The organism is Pseudonocardia sp. GCM10023141, assembly GCF_042653605.1.
On the sequence record NZ_JBHSIR010000055.1, the window covers coordinates 144,760 to 162,818 of the forward strand.

Here is an 18,059-nt window from a genome sequence, read left to right on the forward strand (position 1 = left end):
TCACGCACACCGTCAGGGGGTGACGCACACCGTTGACGCTGTGCGTGACCCCCGCACGGTGTGCGTCAGCGGATCTCAGTCGGCCAGGTTCGCGCTGACCACTTCCAGCGTCAGTGCCGCTGCTGCTGCCGCCACCGGTCCCAGCCGCTGCGCCACCGCCGCGAGGAGCCCCTCCAGCAGGATGACCTGGGGGATGCGGCTGGTCAGGGTCAGCTCGTCGTGGAAGGTGAGGTCGGGCATGCCGACCACGAGGCTGATGTCGGCGCTGGAGGTGAGGGGGGAGCGGGCGAACGCCGTGACCAGCACGACGGTGGCGCCGCCGGTGCGGGCGGCCTCCGCGGCGCGCACGGACGCGCTGTTGGCGCCGCTGCCGCTGATCACGAACAGCGTGTCGCCGGGGCGCAGGTGCCGCGCCGACACCTGCTGGCCGATCACGTCCGGGGGTGCCTCCGCGCGGCGTCCGATCCCGACCAGCCGCGCCGCGAAGTCGACGGCCAGCGGCGCCGAGAGCCCGTTGCCGACCACCACGATCCGGTCGGCGACGGCGAGCGCCTCCACCACCCGTTCGACGTCGGCGTGGTCGAGCAGTGCCACCATCGCCGGCACCGACGCCGCGACGTGCGCGAACGTCGACGCCACCCGTGCCCCCGGGGTGCCGGGGACGGCGCCGGGCACCTGCGGTGGGCCGGCGTCGCGGGCGAGCAGCACCCGCAGCTGCTGGTAGCCGCTGAACCCCAGGCTCTGCGCGGTGCGCACCACCGTGGCCCGCGACGCCCCGGCGGCGTCGGCCACCTGCTGCGACGACATCTCGACGACGTCGCCCGCCCGGTCGAGGAAGACACCGGCGACGGCCTGCTCGGTCGGCAGCAGCGAGGGCAGCACCGAGCGGATGTGCGCGAGCACCCCGCCCGCCGGGCTCACCGTGACCGCGGCGTCCACGGCCACCTCCCGTCGATGAGGCGGCGCCGCAGCGTGCCCGAGGCCAGATCGATCAGGACCGTCACGACCACCACCACGATGAGCAGTGTGCCCACCGAGTCCCAGATCCGGAACTGGACGTTGTCGGCGAGCGTCTTGCCGATGCCGCCGGCACCGATCAGCCCGAGGATCGCCGACGCGCGCACGTTGATCTCGAAGCGGTAGAGCCAGAACGCCAGCACTTCGGGCTGGACGCTGGGCCACAGTCCCCAGCGCAGCATCTGCGTGGTCGAGCCACCCGCGGCGCGCACGGCCTCGATCGGGCCGGGCTCGGCGCCCTCCATCGTCTCGTAGCCCCACTTGCCCAGCGTGCCGATGGAGCCGATCCCGATCGCGAGCGCTCCGGTGAACGCCGTGAGCCCGGTGACCGAGAGGATCAGCACGGCGATCACGACCTCGGGTACCGCGCGCAGCAGCGCGAACAGCCCGCGCAGCGGCCAGCGCAGCACCGCAGGCCCGACCCCGGCGGTGGACAGGAAGCTCAGCGGCAGCGAGACGACGATGCCGATCACGGTGCCCAGCCACGCCATCTGCACCGACTGGATCGTCGCCTCGAACGCGGTGGGCAGCGCGGTGAGGTCGGGCGGGGCGAACATCAGCCCGAGGTAGCGCACCAGGCTGGCCGGGAAGTCGGCCAGCTGCGACCAGTCGATCTCGACGCTCCAGAACGCCAGCACCACCACCGCGGTGATGCCGAGCGACCACAGCTTGGCGCCGATCCGCCGCGGCTTGGACGGGCGCGGCGGCGTGACGCGGGTGGCGACGGCGGTGACGGTCACGCGACCAGCCGCTTCCGCAACCAGGACGACAGCAGCTCCAGCACGACGACCACGACGAGGATCTCCAGGATGATCAGGCTCAGCTGGTGGTAGCGGTAGAACGTGCGCACCTGGTCGATGAGGATGCCCAGCCCGCCGCCGCCGACCAGCCCGATCACGGTGGACGCGCGGACGTTGAGCTCCAGCACGTAGAGCGTCTGCGACGCGAACGCGGGCAGCACCTGCGGCAGCACGGCGGCCCGGTCGGCGGCCGGCCAGGTGGCACCGGTGGCCAGCGCCGCCTCCAGCGGGCCGCGGTCCACGGCGTCGAGCGCCTCGGACACGAGCTTCACCACGATGCCGACGTTGAACAGCACCAGCGCGATCGTCCCCGACAAGGCCCCGGTGCCCACCACCGAGACCAGGATCGCCGCGTAGAGCAGGTCGGGCACCGAGCGCACCACGTTCATGACCGACCGCACCACCGCCAGCACCGGCCCGGACGGGTTGGTGGTGCGCGAGGCCAGGAACGACAGCGGCAGCGCGACGGCCGCCCCGACGGCCGTCGCGATCACCGCCATCTGCAGGGTCTGCGTGAGCGCCGGCAGCGTCTGCGGGAAGAACCAGTAGTCGGGCTGCGTGAGCAGCACGATCTTGTCGGTCGCGTTGGCGAAGTTCCGGATCAGGCCGCCGATGTCGACCTCGACGCCGAACCCCGCCCACACCGTCACGGCGACGACCGCGGCGAGCACCACCACGGCCTTCCACGCGGTGCGGGGTTTCGCCGGCCGTGCGGCAGCGGTCACAGGGCGGCCTTCGCGTCCATCACGTCCTCGCCGGTGAGCGAGCGGCCGTAGATGTCGGCGAACACCTGCTCGTCGGCGCCCTCGCCGGGCCCGTCGTAGACGATCTCGCCGGACCGCATCCCGATCAGGCGCCTGCCGTAGCGGCGGGCGAGGTCGAGGAAGTGCAGGTTGATGATCACGGTGATGCCGAGGTCGGCGTTGATCCGCTCGAGGTCCCGCATGACGACATGTGACGTGGGCGGGTCCAGCGACGCGACGGGCTCGTCGGCCAGCACCACGGACGGCTGCTGGGCCAGCGTGCGGGCGATCGCGACACGCTGCTGCTGGCCGCCGGAGAGGTTGCCGGCCTTCACGTAGGCCTTGTCGACGATCCCGACGCGTTCCAGCGCCTGCATCGCCAGCTCGATGTCGTCGGCAGACCACGCGCCCAGCAGCGTGCGCCAGGTGGGCGCGTGGTGCAGCCGTCCCATGAGGACGTTGTTGAGCACGGTGGTGCGCCGGGCCAGGTTGAAGCTCTGGAACACCATGCCGATGTCGCTGCGCAGCTCGCGCAGCTCCGAGCCCTTCGTCGCAGGAAGTTGCCGATCACCGACGGTGATCTGACCGTCGGTGATCGGCACCAGCCCGTTGATGGAGCGCACCAGCGTGGACTTGCCGGCCCCGGACAGCCCGACCACGGCCACCATCTCCCCGGCGGGGATCTGGAGGTCGATGCCGGACAGGCCGCGGACACCCCCCGGATAGGTCACCCCGACACCGTCGAAGGTGATGTCGACCCCGGAGCCCACGCCGGTGCGCGCCATCAGCCCAGCCCGATCGACGCCGCCGCGGCCTGGGTGCGCTGCAACGCGGCCGGGTCGGCCGGCTTGAGGCCGGTGATCTGGTAGATCGCGGTGAGCGCTGCGACTCCCTCGGGGGTGCCGGCGTAGTCGGTCAGCGCCGCGGTGATCTTCTGCTGCCAGGTCGGGTTGAGCTTGCCCGAGAGCGAGACGCCGTCGTTGGGGATCTCGTCGGTCAGCGCGAACACCACGACCTTCTTGCCGACGTCGGGGGTGTCCTTGACGACGACGGTGCGCGCGTCCCAGTAGGACGTGCCGACCTCGGCGTCACCGCGGTAGACGGCGAGCACCGACGCGTCGTTGGCCGTGACCTGCACGGTGGTGACGTCCTTGGCGGCGTCGAGGCCCGCGGCCTTCATCGCGGCGACCGGGAAGATGTAGCCGGCGGGCGAGGCCGCCTGCAGCAGCGACATCTTGGCCCCCTTGAGCTTGGGCAGCTGGTCGAGCCCCGCCGGGCCGTTGCCGGAGGCGGTGCCGTTGCAGAACAGCATGCCCTTGGCGTCGGGGGTCGGGGTGTCCTTGCAGTACTTCGCCGGGTTGTTGGTGAAGAACTGCGCCGCGTAGCTGATCTTCTTGTTGCGTTCGGTCTGCAGCACCGAGTCGGCACCGTACTTGGTGCAGGCCTGGATCATCTGCAGCGAGGGCAGGAAGCCGATCTGCGCCTGGTTGGCCCCGATCGCCTCGACGGCGGCCTGGTAGTCCTGGGTGATGACGCCCTTGACCGGGATGCCCAGGCGCTGGCTCAGCGCGGCCTGCAGCGGCTTGACGCTCTCCACGAGCTTGTTGGCGTCGCCGGAGGGCACCAGCGCGAGCGTCAGCTCGGTCGGGTCCTTGGCGGCGGGGTCGTTCTTGCCGGTGCAGCCCGCGGCGTTGGACGCCGCGGCGGTCGCGCCGCCGGAACCGGTGGAGCCCTCCTGGACCCCGCAGCCGGCGGCGAGCAGGGCGACGGTCGCGGCAGCGGCGACCGTGGCGAGGGTGGTTCGGGGGATTCTCATCGCGTGTCCTCGGGGGCAGAGGTACGGGGCAGGGTGGTGCTGATCTGAGGCGTGGTGGGCAGGGTGGCCGGGTCGGTGACCCAGGCCGCGATCGCGTCGTAGAGGTCGGGCAGGTGCGGGGCGCGCAGGTGCGCCGGGCGGGTGTCGAGCGGCGAGCGCACCACGTAGGCGGTGGCGCACCCCGCGGTCAGCGGCGGCTCGATGTCGTTGGCCCAGAAGTCACCGACGGACATCAGCGTCGCGGGGGCCGCTCCGGCGAGCAGCACGGGCAGCAGCGTGGTGAACCCGCCCGGCTTGCCGGCATCTGTGCGCACCTCGTCGATGACTCCGGTGAGGCCCAGCACCTGCAGCGACTCCGGGATGCCGGTGGCGGGTGCGTTGGTGACGAGCACGCGGTGCGCCCGGTCCTCGAGGGTGGCGAGGAACTCGGGCAGCCCGGCCGGTGCGGCGATGTCGAGCGCCGTGCGGGCCAGCGCGTCCCTGCTGGCCCGGTAGGCCTTGTGCAGGGTCTCCTGCGAGACGAGCGCGCCGGTGAGCTCGGCGATGGCGCGGTAGCCGTCGGGATAGCCGCCGATGCCGTCGTCGAGGTAGGAGCGCAGTGCGGTGGTGATCCGAGCCGCCTGCTCGTCGTCGATGTGGCGCAGGATCTCGTCGGCGTAGCACCAGACGGGGGCGTCACCGAGGCACACGGTGCCGTCGAAGTCGAGGACGAGTGTGGGTGGCACGGGAGCACCATAGAGCAGCACGAACAGATCGTTCACAATCGTGATGTCTATGAAACAAGTGTTCACGCGCTGTTCAGGGAGCGAGCCTCCGCTCGAAGATGAACGCCCGGCACGCCGCGGCCGCCGCGCTCAGCGGGCGTCCGGTGTGGTGCAGCAGGCCGACGGGACGCCGGACCGGCTCGGGCGCCACGCTGTGGATCGCCACGGGTGGCCCCGGCGCCTCGGCCACCGACCGGGCGAAGAGCCCCACCCCGAGCCCGTGCGCGACGAGATCACGCAGCCGCGGGAGGCTGGCCGTCTCGAAGGGCACGTGCGGGGTGAAGCCCTCGGCCGCAGCGAGCCGGTCGAGGATCGCGCGCAGCCCGCTCCCGGCGGGCAGGCACGCGAACGGCTCGTCGCGCAGCTCTCCGATCCGCAGCGCGCCGCGGTGGGCGCAACGGTGTGCGGGGTGCGTGACGAGCACGAGCTCGTCGTCGAACAGCGGGGTCGCGGCGAACCGGTCCGGCAGATCGGCCGCCAGCGGGCCCACCGCGAGGTCGAGCCGATCGACGTCGAGATCCTCGAGGAGGGCCGCCAGGCGTCCGGAGCGCAGCGCCAGCTCGACCCCCGGGTGCGCGACGTGGAACGCCGCCAGCGCACCGGTCAGGTCGAACGGGTCCAGCGCCTGGATGGCACCGATCCGCACCCGGCCGATCACCGCGCCCGACAGCTGCTCCAGCTCGGCCCGGCCGGACTCCACGGCACCCAGCGCGCGCCGGGCGTGGACGAGGAACAGCTCACCGGCATGGGTCAGCTCGACCCGCCGCGTGGTGCGCGCCAGCAGCGCGACGCCGAGCTCGGTCTCCAGCTTGCGGATCTGCACCGACACCGCGGGTTGGGCGACGTGGAGGTGCTCGGCGGCCCGGCCGAAACCGCCGTGCCGGACGACCGCGTCGAAGTAGGCGAGCTGGCGCAGTTCCACAGATTCATCATGATGCGTGATGAATCCGAGAGCAAACATGTCTTGGACGCATCCAGTGTGGCAGGCGCACGATGACCGCATGACAACGACGAACGGGTCCCGCCGCTGGCTGATCACCGGGGCCAACAGCGGTTTCGGGCTGGCGATCGCACAGGCGGCGCTGGCCGCGGGGGACGTGGTGGTGGCGGGTTCGCGCAAGGTGGAGGCGCTCGACGGGCTCGTCGCGGCCCATCCCGGCGCCGTGACGGCCGTGGCGCTGGACGTGACGGACCCCGAGCAGGTCGCCGCCGCGGCGACGGGCGAGATCGACGTGCTGGTGAACAACGCCGGTCACGGCCTGCTCGGCGCGCTCGAGGAGCTCACCGACGAGCAGTTGCGCCGGGTGCTCGAGACCAACGTCTTCGGCGCGCTGGCGATGACGCGTGCCGTGCTGCCGGGCATGCGCGCGCGGCGACGCGGGCACATCGTCCAGATGTCCTCGGTGGGCGGCGTGGTCGGCAACCCCGGCCACGCGGCGTACGCGACCTCGAAGTTCGCGCTGGAGGGCGCCTCGGAGGCGCTGGCCGCGGAGGTGGCGCCGTTCGGCATCCGGGTGACGATCGTGGAGCCGGGCCCGTTCCGCACCGACTTCGCGGGCCGGTCGATGACGTTCGCGGAAGCGATCCCCGACTACGCCGACACCCCGGCAGGGGCGCTGCGGTCCCGGTTCCGGGCCCAGGACGGTGTGCAGCCCGGGGATCCGGCCCGCGGCGCGGCGGCGATACTGGCGACGGTGCGAGCGCCGTCGGCGCCGCTGCGCCTGCCACTCGGGGTGGAGGCCGTCACGAGGATCCGGGCGAAGCTGCAGGCCCAGCTCGCGGACCTCGACGTGTGCGCGGACCTCTCGCAAGGCACGGCCTACGCAGACCAATGACGAGCACGGGCGTCGACGTCGCATACCCACACCAGTCCTCGCAGGCGTTCGACGGTGTGCGAGGACTGGTGACGGTGTGCGAGGTGTGTCGCTAGCCGATCGGGCTCGCCGCCAGCACCCGCACGGCCTCGGCCACGGCGGCGCGGCGGGCCACCCGGACGGCGGTCTCGATCGGGTGCAGGGCCTCCCGGCGCGCGCTGGCCGCCGTGGCGGTGAGCGCACCCCCTGGCTCGTCGACGGATGCGGCGGCGAGGATCGCCTCCACCTCGTCGGCGTGCTGCAGGACCCGCAGCGCCTGCCCGGGCATGCCGGCCGGCCACAGTGACGCCGGACGCGCGCGCAGGGCGGCAGCGATCTCCTCGCGGACACCGGGCCGGTGGCGCGCGACCCCGAGCGACGTGAGCACCGACGCCGACTGCCGGACCTGGTCGCGCAGCTCGCGCTCGGCCTGGCTCAGCGCCACGTACTCGGGCGTGGGGCCGGGATCGCGCACGGAGTAGACGGTCCAGCGCAGCACGCCGTCGGCGATCTGGGTGGGCACGATGCCCAGGCCGGCGTCGACGAACAGCACGCCCTCGCCCGCGGCGGTGGCCTCTCGGCTGAACTCGCCGGGGCCCGGCAGGCCACGGACGTCGCCGGGCGCGGGCAACACGAGCCGTCCGGGGGAGCGGGGAACGGCCCGGCGCAGTGCGGCGAGCAGGAACGTGAGCGACGAGACGGGCTCACCCGGCGACGGCAGCGACGTGGTGGCGCCGACAGTGGCATCGGCTGCCTGAACGTCGTGCGCCTCGGCCCACGGCGCGAGCGCGTCGAGGACGTCGTCGGGTGCCGCGGCACCGGCAAGCCAGGCCGATGTCCACACGGTGAAGGTGGCGGAGGGGCAGGGCACGGGGTCAGGCTAACCACGTACGGGGCGCTCGGCACTCCTGCCGTGCGGGTGAAATCGAATACGTTGCGTCACCGCTGGTCCGCGGCCTGTGGCGTGTCGGTGCCGGGTCGCGAGCCGTTGCGGCGGTAGAAATCGGGCCGTGGCCACCCAGGACTACCGCGGCATCTTCGGCGCCGACGGCACCCGGAAGACGACACGCAGAGCGATCCCGGAGGTGCCGGCCGAGACCGGGCTCGTCGTCGAGGATCCGGTGAGCGGCTTCTGCGGTGCGGTGGTGCGTGTCGACGTGCGCGAGGCGACGCTGGAGGACCGCCACGGCAAGCGCCGGGTGTTCCCGCTGCGGCCGGCCGCGTTCCTGTACGAGGGCCAGACCGTCACGCTCGTGCCGCCGGTCCGGGCCCCGGCCGCCCCCGCGCGCTCGGCGTCGGGCTCGGTGAAGGTGCAGGGCCACACCGCTCGTACGGCGCGTGCGGCACGGATCTGGGTCGAGGGCGTGCACGACGCTGAGCTGGTGGAACGGGTGTGGGGCCACGACCTGCGCGTCGAGGGGATCGTCGTCGAACCCATGCACGGCATGGACGACCTCGCCGCCGCGGTGGCCGACTTCCAGCCCGGCCCGCAGCGACGCCTCGGCGTGCTCGTCGACCACCTCGTGCGGGGTTCCAAGGAGACCCGCGCCGCCGCGTCGGTCGCGGGTCCGCACGTGCTCGTGACCGGCCACCCCTACGTCGACGTGTGGGAGGCGGTGAAGCCGTCGGTCGTGAAGATCCGCGCGTGGCCGCAGGTGCCCCGCGGCACCGACTGGAAGACGGGCGTCTGCGCGGCGTTGCGCTGGGGCGAGCCCGCCGACGGGGCCCGGCGGGTGCTGGGTGCCGTGCGGGACTTCCGCGATCTGGAGACCCCGCTGATCGGTGCGGTCGAGGAGCTCATCGATTTCGTGACGGGCTGATCACGGACCGCGCATCTCTGGCAGGATCGGGGGCATGCCCGCCGCCGTGATCTGGCTCATCCTGGCCATCGTGCTGGGAGCTGCCGAGGTCCTGTCCGGCGAGTTCGTGCTGCTGATGCTCGCCGGTGGCGCGCTCGTCGCCGCCGGGGCGTCGGCGCTCGTCGCGGGCCCGCTGGTCGGCGTGATCGTCTTCGTGATCGTGGCCCCGCTGCTGGTGTTCGCGGTGCGGCCGGCGTTGCGCCGCAAGCTCGAGCGCGGCATCGACCCGTCGGTCATGCACACCAAGGCGCACATCGGTGGGCCCGCCTTCGTCGTGGCGCGGGTCGACGGGCACGGCGGCCGGGTCAAGATCGGTGGTGAGGTCTGGTCGGCGCGCGCCTACGGCGACGAGGTGATGGAGGAAGGCGCGCGGGTCACCGTCATCGAGATCTCGGGTGCCACGGCGCTCGTCGTGCCCCGGGACTGATCGTGCGGGCGACCAACGGGCCCCCGCGACGGTGACGGGGCCGGTACGCAAGGATCCGCACCTCTGAACCACACCCGCGCATTCTGAAAGGGGAACCGGTGGACGCCAGCGTCGTGCTGCTGATCGTCGTCGTGCTGTTGGTGTTGCTCGTGGTGGTCTCGCTGGTCAAGGCCGTGCAGATCGTCCCGCAGGCCACGGCGGCGGTGATCGAGCGGTTGGGCCGCTTCAAGGCCACCGAGGAACCGGGTCTGGTGTTCCTGGTGCCGTTCATCGACAAGATCCGCGAGCGGATCGACCTGCGCGAGAAGGTCGTGTCCTTCCCGCCGCAGCCGGTGATCACCCAGGACAACCTGACGGTCAACATCGACACGGTCGTCTACTTCCAGGTCACCGACCCCAAGGCCGCGGTCTACGAGATCAACGACTACCTCGTCGGCGTCGAGCAGATCACCACCACCACGCTGCGCAACGTGGTCGGCGGCATGAGCCTCGAAGGCACCCTGACGTCCCGCGACGAGATCAACACCGTGCTGCGCGGCGAGCTCGACGAGGCCACCGGACGCTGGGGCATCCGCGTGGCCCGCGTGGAGATCAAGGCCATCGACCCGCCCGCCTCCATCCAGGAGTCGATGGAGCGGCAGATGAAGGCCGACCGCGAGAAGCGCGCCACGATCCTGACCGCGGAGGGCCAGCGCGAGGCGGCCATCCGCAACGCCGAGGGCCAGAAGCAGGCGCAGATCCTCACCGCCGAGGGCGCGAAGCAGGCCGCCATCCTCAACGCCGAGGCCGATCGGCAGTCGCGGATCCTGCGGGCCCAGGGTGATCGCGCGGCGCGCTACCTGCAGGCACAGGGCCAGGCCAAGGCCATCGAGAAGGTGTTCGCCGCCATCAAGCGCGGCAAGCCGACCCCGGAGCTGCTCGCCTACCAGTACCTGCAGACGCTGCCGCAGATGGCGCAGGGCGAGGCCAACAAGGTCTGGCTGGTGCCGTCCGACTTCGGCAAGGCGCTCGAGGGTTTCACGCGCATGCTGGGCGCGCCCGGCGAGGACGGTGTGTTCCGGTTCGAGCCCTCACCCGACGACGGCCCGCAGATCACACCGGAGGAGGACGACGACTCGGTCAAGGCCTGGTTCGACATGTCCAGCGATCCGGAGATCGCCAAGGTCGTGGCCGACGCGGAGGCGCTGGCGCGCTCGGAGGTGCCCCCGCTCGGGGCCCCCGAGCAGCCCTTGCCACCCACCTCGCCGAGCCCGGCGCAGCTGCCCCCGGCGGCGCGCCCGCGACCGGCCACCGCCGCGCCACAGGAGTGGAGTCGCCGCCCGGCCCCGGAGCCCACGCCCGAGCCGCCCTTCCCCGGGCCGTCGGCACCCGCACCGGCCCCGCCCCGCCCGCAGCCCCAGAGCGCGACGCCGACGCCGCCGCGCGGGATCCCGCGGGTGGACCCGGAACCCCAGCGGCCGGAACCCCAGCGGCCGGAACCCCGGCGCCCCGAGCCCCAGCGCCCCGAGCCCCAGCGCCCCGAGCCCCAGCGCCCCGAGCCCCAGCGCCCGGACACCCCGCACGGCGATGCTCAGCACACCGACCCGCCGGCGCGTCCGGGCTACCCGGCGCCGCCGCAGGAGTAGCGGTGGCGGGTCAGCCGCCGAAGCCGATGGCGACGTACTTGGTCTCGAGGTACTCCTCGATGCCCATGTCGCCGCCCTCGCGGCCGATCCCGGACTGCTTGATGCCGCCGAACGGTGCGGCGGGGTTGGAGACCAGGCCGGTGTTGAGGCCGACCATCCCCGTCTCCAGCCGCTCGCTGACCCGTAGCGCCTGCGTCACGTCCTCGGTGAACAGGTAGCTGACGAGGCCGAACTCGGTGTCGTTGGCGGCGGCGACGGCCTCGTCCTCGGTGTCGAAGACGGTGATCGCCGCGACCGGCCCGAAGATCTCCTCGCGGCTCAGCCGTGCGGCGAGGGGGACGTCGACGAGCACGGTGGGCCGGTAGAAGAAGCCGGGGCCGTCGACGGGGTCGGCGCCGACCCGCACGGTGGCGCCGCGCTCGACGGCGTCCTGCACGAGCGCGGAGACCTTGTCGCGGCTCTTCGCGTCGACCAGCGGGCCCACCTGCACACCGTCGTCGGTGCCGCGCCCGACGGTCAGCGCGCCCATCCGCTCGGCGAGCTTGTCGGCGAACGCGCCCGCCACCGAGCGCTGCACCAGGAAGCGGTTGGCCGCCGTGCACGCCTCACCCATGTTGCGCATCTTCGCGAGCATCGCGCCCTCGACGGCCTTGTCGATGTCGGCGTCGTCGAACACCAGGAACGGCGCGTTGCCGCCCAGCTCCATCGACGTGCGCAGGACCTTGTCGGCGGCCTGCTCGAGCAGCTTCTTCCCGACCGGGGTGGAGCCGGTGAACGACAGCTTGCGGGCGCGCCCGTCGCGGATCAGGGGCTCCATGACGGCCCCGGCCGACGAGGTGGTGATGACGTTGAGCACGCCGGCCGGTAGCCCCGCCTCGGTGAGGATCGCGGCGAGCGCGTGCATGGACAGCGGCGTCAGCTCGGACGGCTTGATCACCATCGCGCACCCGGCCGCGATCGCGGGACCGATCTTGCGGGTGCCCATCGCCATCGGGAAGTTCCACGGCGTGATCAGCAGGCTGACCCCGACCGGCTGCTTCTGCACGAGGAACCGGCTCGCCCCGTTGGGGGCGACGGCGTAGCTGCCGTGCACCCGCACGGCCTCCTCGGCGAACCAGCGGAAGAACTCCGCGGCGTAGGTGATCTCGCCCTTCGACTCGGCGATGGGCTTGCCCATCTCCAGCGTCATCAGCAGCGCGAGGTCGTCGATGCGCTCCATGAGCAGCTCGTAGGCGCGGCGCAGGATCTCGCCGCGTTCGCGCGGGGGCATGGCGGCGAACCCGGGTTGCGCGGCGACGGCGGCGTCGAGCGCGGCCATCCCGTCGGCGGGCCCGGCGTCGGCCACCTCGCACAGCGCCTTCCCGGTGGACGGGTCCTCGACGGTCAAGGTGGCGCCGGAGGCGGCGGGTCGCCAGTTCCCGTCGATGAACAGTCCGGTGGGAACGGCGTCGATCACAGCGGACTCGGAGGTCGTCATGACAGGAATGTTGCCACCGCCACGGTGGTTGACGCCGGTGGCAGTGGTCAGCGCGACGGCGACTGTGACCGAAGCCGCCATGAGGGCACCGATTAATCCGGAGGGTTCTGTCGGTCTCATCTCGTAGCCTGGTCGCAGTGATCGGGCGGAACCGGCCATCGTCGAAGCGCCGCCCGTAGAGGTAGTAAGGAACCCCGTGAGCCACTCGTCCGTCCTCGAACCCGAGGCCCCGAGCAAGATGCCGGCCCGCGATCGCACCGTGATCGCCGTGCTGCTGGTGTCCACCTTCGTGGTCATCCTCAATGAAACGATCATGAGCGTCGCGCTGCCGGTGCTCCTGACCGACCTGCAGATCGAGGCGAGCGTGGGCCAGTGGCTCACCGCGGGCTTCCTGCTGACCATGGCCGTCGTCATCCCGGTCACCGGCTACCTGATCCGGCGCGTGCCCACCCGCGCGCTCTACGGCGTCGCGATGACGCTGTTCAGCACCGGAACGCTCATCGCCGCGCTCGCGCCGGGCTTCCCGGTACTGATGGCGGCCCGGGTCGTGCAGGCCGGCGGCACGGCCATCATGCTGCCGCTGCTGATGACCACCGTGATGACGCTCGTGCCGCCGGCCCGCCGCGGCGCGGTGATGGGCAACATCTCCATCGTCATCTCGGTCGCCCCCGCCATCGGGCCCACCGTCTCCGGCCTGGTGCTGAGCGTGCTGGGCTGGCGCTTCATGTTCTGGCTGGTGCTGCCCATCGCGGTCGTCGCGCTGGTGCTCGGCATGCGTCGCATCGTCGACATCGGCGAGCCCGACCACACCCCGCTCGACATCCCGTCGGTGGTGCTGTCGGCACTGGGCTTCGGTGGCCTCGTCTACGGCCTGAGCTCCATCGGCCAGTCCGGCAGCGGCTCCACGCCGGTGCTGGTGTGGGTCGCGTTCGCGGTCGGCATCGTCGGGCTCGCCACGTTCGTCCTCCGCCAGCTCGTGCTGCAGCGCAAGGACCGCGCGCTGCTGGATCTGCGCACGTTCACGTCCCGCACGTTCACGATGGCCAGCGTCATGATGATGCTGATGATGGCCACGCTGCTGGGCACCATCGTGCTGCTGCCGATCTACATGCAGACGGTACTGGGGCTCACGCCGCTGTCCACCGGCCTGCTGCTGCTCCCGGGTGGTCTGGTGATGGGGCTGCTCGGGCCGGTCGTCGGTCGCCTCTACGACCGTTTCGGTGCGCGGGCGCTGCTGGTGCCGGGCACCGTCGCCACGAGCGCGGCGCTGTGGTCCACCACGTTCTTCACCGCGCAGAGCTCCGTGCTGCTGGTGCTGGGCTTCCACCTGCTGCTGAGCATCGGGCTCGCGTTCGTCTTCACCCCGCTGTTCACCGCGGGCCTCGGTGCCGTCGAGCCGCGCTTCTACTCCTACGGCAGCGCCATCTTCGGCACCACGCAGCAGCTCGCGGGCGCTGCCGGCGTGGCTCTGCTGGTCAGCGTGCTGAGCGTGCGGTCGGCCGATCTCGCCGCCGCCGGCGCGTCGGTGGTGGAGCAGACGGCGGGCGGCGTGCACGCGGCGTTCCTCGTCGCGGCGTTCCTGTCGCTGGTGGCCATCCTGGGCTCGTTCTTCGTCGGCACTCCGGAGAACGACGGCGCGCCGGCGCACGGGGCGCACTGAGTCACGCTCACTGAGTCACGCTCACTGGGTCACCCTTGCCACCATCCCCGGTCCGGGGAGTGATCCCGTCGATGTGGATCGCTCCCCGGGTCGGGGATGGCGCATGATGCCAGTCGTGACGCAGACACTCACACGCTTGCCGGCACTGGTGCCGCCCACCGTCGATCTGCCACCGCGCGCGGCCGCACTGCGTGCCGAGGTGCGGGAGTTCGTCGCCCAGGAGCGCGCCGCCGGGCTGTGGTCGCCCCGCGCCGATGTCTGGCTCTCCGGCTGGGACGAGCGGTTCACCCGGGAGCTGGGCAAGCGCGGGTGGCTGGGCATGACCATTCCCGAGGAGTACGGCGGGCACGGGGCGTCACCGCTGGATCGCTACGTCGTCACCGAGGAGCTCCTCGCCGCCGGGGCACCGGTGGCGGCGCACTGGATCGCCGACCGTCAGATCGGGCCGTCGCTGATGCGGTTCGGCACCGAGGCGCAGCGCCGCAAGTTCCTGCCGGGCATCGCCGCCGGTGAGGTCTACTTCGGCATCGGGATGAGCGAGCCGGACTCGGGATCCGACCTCGCGAGCGTCCGCACCAGGGCCGAGCAGGTCGAGGGCGGCTGGGAGCTCACCGGCACCAAGGTCTGGACCTCCGGTGCGCACCACGCCCATGCGTTCTTCGCACTGGCCCGCTCGGCGCCGCGGGACGACGCCCATCGCCATGCCGGGCTGAGCCAGTTCATCGTGGAGCTCGACTCCCCGGGCGTCACGATCCGGCCGATCCTGCTGCTCACCGGAGCCCACCACTTCAACGAGGTGATCCTCGACCGGGTCTTCGTACCCGACGCGATGGTGCTGGGCGAGGTCGGGTCCGGCTGGCACCAGGTCACGAGCGAGCTCGCGTTCGAACGCTCCGGTCCGGAGCGGTTCCTCTCCACGTTCCCGCTGCTCGTCGCGCTCGTTGGCGAGCTGGCCCGCGGCGCGGTCGACACCGGCACCCGCCGCGACCTCGGCGGCCTAGTCGCCCGGGTCTGGACGCTGCGCCGGATGTCGCTGGCGATCGCCGGAGCGCTGGAGTCGGGACAGGCACCCGATCTTGCCGCCGCCGTCGTCAAGGACCTCGGCACCCGGTACGAGAACGAGGTGATCGACGCCGCCCGCCTGCTGGTGGCGATACCACCCGACCCCGGCGCCGAGAGCGGCTACGCGCGGCTGCTCGCCGACGCGGTGCTGCACGCTCCGGGCTTCACCCTGCGCGGCGGCACCAACGAGGTCCTGCGCGGGATCGTCGCGAGGGGGCTGGGACTGCGATGAGCACCAGCGAGATCGACACCGCCTTGTCGGATCTGGCCGAGTCCGTCTTCCGCGACGCCCGCGGTGACGGCGAGCCCGGCACCGGCTTCGACGCGGCGCTGTGGAGCACCCTCGACGAGGCCGGGCTGGCCCGGCTCACCCTCCCGGCCGATGCCGGTGGCAGCGAGGCCACGTTCGCCGACGCCGCCGTCGTGCTCGGCGCCGCCGGTGCCCACGCGGCCCGGGTGCCGCTGGTGGAGACCGACCTGCTGGCCGGGTGGCTGCTGCACACCGCGGGCATCGCGCTGCCCGCAGGCCCGTTGACGCTGGCCACGGGCGACCTCGACATCGACCGCACCGTCAACCGCGCCTCCGGCGTCCTGCACCGGGTGCCGTGGGCGCGCGCCGCCGCCGGGATCGTGATGCTCGCGGGCGACCACGTGCTGCTGTTCGACCCGGCAGACGTCGCGATCACCGACGGCACCAACGTCGCCGAGGAACCGCGCGACACCGTCACCGTCGATGGGGCGATCATCGCGTCGTCGGTGGACGAGCAGGTCGGCGCCGAGTTGCGGCTGCGCGCCGCGCTCGGCCGCTCGCTGCTGCTCGCCGGGGCCGCCCGCGGCGCGCTGGCGGCGGCGGTGCACTACGCCGGTGAGCGCGTCCAGTTCGGGCGCGCGATCGGCAAGTTCCAGGCCGTCCAGCAGGATCTCGCCCGCGCCGCCGCCGAGGTCGCGGCGGCCTCCGCGGCAGCCGAGTCGGCCGCCCGCGCAGCCACCCAGCACGGGTTCGCCGCGCCGGAGAGCCGGTTCGCGATCGCCGCGGCGAAGTCGCGCACCGGCGAGGCCGCCGGTGTGGTCGCCCGGATCGCCCACCAGGTGCACGGCGCGATCGGGTTCACGCGCGAGCACGACCTGCGCCTGACCACCACCCGGCTCTGGGCCTGGCGCGACGAGGACGGCACCGAGGCCGAGTGGAACGAACTGATCGGCGGGCTCGTTCTCGAGGGTGGCGCCGATCAGCTGTGGCCACTGATCACCGGTAGCCCGTAATCTCGGCCGGCGATGGAACCACACCAGGCTGGTGACGACGCCCGACCCGCGGATGCGCAGGACGACCCTGCCGCGGCCGAGCCCCCGATGCTCGGCCGGTACCGGGTGCTGGGCCGGCTCGGCGTCGGCGGGATGGGCCGGGTGCTGCTCGGTGTCGACGAGGTCGGCCGCCGGGTGGCGCTCAAGATCGTCCATGCCGAGCTGGCCTCCGACCAGGGGTTCCGGGAGCGGTTCCGGCGCGAGATCCAGATCGCCGCGGCCGCCCCGGCCTGGTTCACCGCCCCGGTGCTCGACGCCGACCCCGACGCGGAACGGCCGTGGCTCGCCACCGCCTACATCGAGGGCCCCTCACTCGCCGGCTACGTGTCGCAGAACGGACCCCTCGACGAGTACGGCGTCGCGGCGCTGGCCGTGCGGCTGGCCGACGGGCTCGCGGCGCTGCACAGCACCGGGCTGGTCCACCGCGACATCAAGCCGTCCAACGTGCTGCTGGCCGAGGACGGCCCGCGGCTGATCGACTTCGGCATCTCGCGCGCGCTCGACGGCACGGCGCTCACCCAGACCGGCAAGGTGATCGGCACGCCGGAGTACATGTCGCCGGAGCAGGCCTCGGGCGAGCGCGTGGTCACCCCGGCGGGCGACATGTTCTCGTTCGGCTCGCTGCTCGTCTACGCCGGCACCGGCACGTCGCCGTTCGCGTCGGACTCGGCGCAGGGCTCGGTCTACCGCATCGTCTACGGCGAACCCGACCTCGGACGCCTCACCGGCCGCGTCCGCGAGGTCGCCGCGGGCTGCCTGCAGAAGGACCCCGCTGCGCGTCCGACGGCGGTGCAGGCCCGCGCCTCGTTGCGGGCCGCCACGGATCCGACGGCGGGCCCCGCCGACCTCGCCGCCGCACCCACGGTCGTGGTGCGCGCCCCCGATGCCACCCGCAACGCGCCCACGCTCGTCGGCGCACCGTCAGCCCCCGGGGCGATGTCACCGGGGGCGATGTCACCTGGGTCGATTCCGCCTGGGTCGATTCCGCTTGGGTCGATGTACGCGCCGGTGCCGGCGCGCGCGCCGCAACGCCCGGCGCGCACCCGGGTTCCGGGTGCCGTATGGCTGGGCGGAGCGGCGGTGGTGGGAGCGGTGCTCGCGCTCGCCGTGGTGTTCCTGCTGACCCGCGGTGGTGGCGGCGCCACCACGCCGACCACGACGGCTGCGGCACCCCCACCGGCCACCTCGCGCGTCGCGACACCCACCCCGACCGCGGATCCCGCCGCGGGCGCCACGATCATCGACGGCGCCACCGACACCCGGTTCGGTTCGGGTACGGCGCGGTTCGCCACCCCGAGCCGCAACATCGCCTGCATGATGGGCAGCGGCGAGGTCCGATGCGACGTCGTGCAACGCGCCTGGCAGCTACCGCCCAAACCGGCCGCCTGCCAGCTGGCGTGGGGCACCGGCGCCACCCTGCGCGGTACCGGCCAGGCGGAGCTCACCTGCGCGGGTGACACGGTGGCCGACGCCACGCTGGTCGTGCTCGGTTACGGCGAGGGCGTGCAGCTCGACAGCGTGGTGTGCGTGAGCCGCGAGAGCGGTCTGAGCTGCCAGAACCCCACCACGCACCACGGTTTCCTGCTGTCCAGGGAGACGTTCGAGGTCTACTGAACGACCTCCGCTCGGCCGGTTCGAGGCCATGCAGACCATC

General features: G+C 72.6%; 17 protein-coding genes. 8 read left to right on the top strand and 9 right to left on the bottom strand.

What is annotated here, in order from left to right; translation table 11 throughout:
• Positions 1–75: 75 nt before the first annotated feature.
• From ACFPFQ_RS29730 to ACFPFQ_RS29760, 7 genes are all read right to left on the bottom strand, one after another.
• Positions 76–939 (bottom strand): MurR/RpiR family transcriptional regulator, encoded by an 864-nt coding sequence (locus tag ACFPFQ_RS29730; protein ID WP_379624707.1) that lies wholly within the window; start codon positions 937–939, stop codon positions 76–78.
• Positions 918–1,757 (bottom strand): phosphonate ABC transporter, permease protein PhnE, encoded by an 840-nt coding sequence (gene phnE, locus ACFPFQ_RS29735; RefSeq protein WP_379624709.1) that lies wholly within the window; start codon positions 1,755–1,757, stop codon positions 918–920. Before phnE (ACFPFQ_RS29735) ends, ACFPFQ_RS29730 begins: the two co-directional genes overlap by 22 nt.
• Positions 1,754–2,542: a phosphonate ABC transporter, permease protein PhnE gene (phnE, locus tag ACFPFQ_RS29740; RefSeq protein ID WP_379624711.1), complete on the bottom strand. Its 789-nt coding sequence runs from the start codon at positions 2,540–2,542 to the stop codon at positions 1,754–1,756. The genes phnE (ACFPFQ_RS29735) and phnE (ACFPFQ_RS29740) overlap by 4 nt, the downstream gene beginning before the upstream one ends.
• Positions 2,539–3,345 carry a phosphonate ABC transporter ATP-binding protein gene (phnC, locus tag ACFPFQ_RS29745; RefSeq protein ID WP_379624713.1) on the bottom strand — a complete coding sequence of 269 codons (807 nt, stop codon included), beginning with the start codon at positions 3,343–3,345 and terminating at the stop codon, positions 2,539–2,541. The genes phnE (ACFPFQ_RS29740) and phnC overlap by 4 nt, the downstream gene beginning before the upstream one ends.
• Positions 3,345–4,376 (bottom strand): phosphate/phosphite/phosphonate ABC transporter substrate-binding protein, encoded by a 1,032-nt coding sequence (locus tag ACFPFQ_RS29750; RefSeq protein WP_379624715.1) that lies wholly within the window; start codon positions 4,374–4,376, stop codon positions 3,345–3,347. The genes phnC and ACFPFQ_RS29750 overlap by 1 nt, the downstream gene beginning before the upstream one ends.
• A complete protein-coding gene (locus tag ACFPFQ_RS29755) occupies positions 4,373–5,101 on the bottom strand; it encodes an HAD family hydrolase (protein WP_379624717.1) in 729 nt (242 codons plus the stop codon). Before ACFPFQ_RS29755 ends, ACFPFQ_RS29750 begins: the two co-directional genes overlap by 4 nt.
• A 73-nt stretch (positions 5,102–5,174) precedes the next feature.
• Complete coding sequence (locus tag ACFPFQ_RS29760) at positions 5,175–6,062, bottom strand: LysR family transcriptional regulator (protein ID WP_379624719.1); 888 nt, start codon at positions 6,060–6,062, stop codon at positions 5,175–5,177.
• Positions 6,063–6,141: 79 nt separating this feature from the next.
• Here ACFPFQ_RS29760 and ACFPFQ_RS29765 point away from each other — a divergent pair, with 79 nt between their 5' ends.
• Positions 6,142–6,975, top strand: coding sequence for an oxidoreductase (locus tag ACFPFQ_RS29765; RefSeq protein ID WP_379624721.1), 834 nt, complete (start codon positions 6,142–6,144; stop codon positions 6,973–6,975).
• Between the two features lie 91 nt (positions 6,976–7,066).
• Here the strand turns inward: ACFPFQ_RS29765 and ACFPFQ_RS29770 are convergent, their stop codons facing one another.
• The gene (locus tag ACFPFQ_RS29770) at positions 7,067–7,864 is read right to left on the bottom strand and encodes a hypothetical protein (RefSeq protein ID WP_379624723.1); all 798 of its coding nucleotides are present in this window, start codon (positions 7,862–7,864) and stop codon (positions 7,067–7,069) included.
• Positions 7,865–8,003: 139 nt separating this feature from the next.
• Here ACFPFQ_RS29770 and ACFPFQ_RS29775 point away from each other — a divergent pair, with 139 nt between their 5' ends.
• From ACFPFQ_RS29775 to ACFPFQ_RS29785, 3 genes are all read left to right on the top strand, one after another.
• The gene (locus ACFPFQ_RS29775; RefSeq protein WP_379624725.1) at positions 8,004–8,813 is read left to right on the top strand and encodes a DUF3097 domain-containing protein; all 810 of its coding nucleotides are present in this window, start codon (positions 8,004–8,006) and stop codon (positions 8,811–8,813) included.
• 34 nt (positions 8,814–8,847) lie between these two features.
• Positions 8,848–9,279 (top strand): NfeD family protein, encoded by a 432-nt coding sequence (locus ACFPFQ_RS29780; RefSeq protein ID WP_379624727.1) that lies wholly within the window; start codon positions 8,848–8,850, stop codon positions 9,277–9,279.
• A 113-nt stretch (positions 9,280–9,392) separates the two neighbouring features.
• On the top strand, positions 9,393–10,904 hold the full coding sequence (locus ACFPFQ_RS29785; RefSeq protein WP_379625474.1) for an SPFH domain-containing protein: 1,512 nt from the start codon (positions 9,393–9,395) through the stop codon (positions 10,902–10,904).
• A gap of 10 nt (positions 10,905–10,914) precedes the next feature.
• Here ACFPFQ_RS29785 and ACFPFQ_RS29790 read toward each other — a convergent pair whose 3' ends face one another.
• Entirely contained in the window at positions 10,915–12,381 is a 1,467-nt protein-coding gene (locus ACFPFQ_RS29790; protein ID WP_379624729.1) for an NAD-dependent succinate-semialdehyde dehydrogenase, read from the bottom strand.
• A 196-nt stretch (positions 12,382–12,577) separates the two neighbouring features.
• On the opposite strand from ACFPFQ_RS29790, the gene ACFPFQ_RS29795 reads away from it, so the two are divergent.
• The 4 genes from ACFPFQ_RS29795 to ACFPFQ_RS29810 all read left to right on the top strand — a co-directional run bounded on the left by ACFPFQ_RS29795 (position 12,578) and on the right by ACFPFQ_RS29810 (position 18,019).
• Positions 12,578–14,041, top strand: a complete 1,464-nt coding sequence (locus ACFPFQ_RS29795; protein WP_379624730.1) for a DHA2 family efflux MFS transporter permease subunit — start codon at positions 12,578–12,580, stop codon at positions 14,039–14,041.
• Between the two features lie 106 nt (positions 14,042–14,147).
• On the top strand, positions 14,148–15,335 hold the full coding sequence (locus ACFPFQ_RS29800; protein WP_379625476.1) for an acyl-CoA dehydrogenase family protein: 1,188 nt from the start codon (positions 14,148–14,150) through the stop codon (positions 15,333–15,335).
• Positions 15,332–16,366 (top strand): acyl-CoA dehydrogenase family protein, encoded by a 1,035-nt coding sequence (locus ACFPFQ_RS29805; protein ID WP_379624732.1) that lies wholly within the window; start codon positions 15,332–15,334, stop codon positions 16,364–16,366. The genes ACFPFQ_RS29800 and ACFPFQ_RS29805 overlap by 4 nt, the downstream gene beginning before the upstream one ends.
• Before the next feature lie 12 nt (positions 16,367–16,378).
• Positions 16,379–18,019: a protein kinase domain-containing protein gene (locus ACFPFQ_RS29810; RefSeq protein ID WP_379624734.1), complete on the top strand. Its 1,641-nt coding sequence runs from the start codon at positions 16,379–16,381 to the stop codon at positions 18,017–18,019.
• Positions 18,020–18,059 lie beyond the last annotated feature (40 nt).

What these genes read in the sequence shown, in the direction of transcription:
- ACFPFQ_RS29765 (WP_379624721.1), top strand. Translation starts at nt 6,142, where the DNA reads ATGACAACGACGAACGGGTCCCGCCGCTGGCTGATCACCGGGGCCAAC.
- ACFPFQ_RS29810 (WP_379624734.1), top strand. Translation starts at nt 16,379, where the DNA reads ATGGAACCACACCAGGCTGGTGACGACGCCCGACCCGCGGATGCGCAG.
- phnC (WP_379624713.1), bottom strand. Translation starts at nt 3,345, where the DNA reads ATGGCGCGCACCGGCGTGGGCTCCGGGGTCGACATCACCTTCGACGGT.
- ACFPFQ_RS29805 (WP_379624732.1), top strand. Translation starts at nt 15,332, where the DNA reads ATGAGCACCAGCGAGATCGACACCGCCTTGTCGGATCTGGCCGAGTCC.
- ACFPFQ_RS29800 (WP_379625476.1), top strand. Translation starts at nt 14,148, where the DNA reads ATGCCAGTCGTGACGCAGACACTCACACGCTTGCCGGCACTGGTGCCG.
- ACFPFQ_RS29790 (WP_379624729.1), bottom strand. Translation starts at nt 12,381, where the DNA reads ATGACGACCTCCGAGTCCGCTGTGATCGACGCCGTTCCCACCGGACTG.
- ACFPFQ_RS29750 (WP_379624715.1), bottom strand. Translation starts at nt 4,376, where the DNA reads ATGAGAATCCCCCGAACCACCCTCGCCACGGTCGCCGCTGCCGCGACC.
- ACFPFQ_RS29780 (WP_379624727.1), top strand. Translation starts at nt 8,848, where the DNA reads ATGCCCGCCGCCGTGATCTGGCTCATCCTGGCCATCGTGCTGGGAGCT.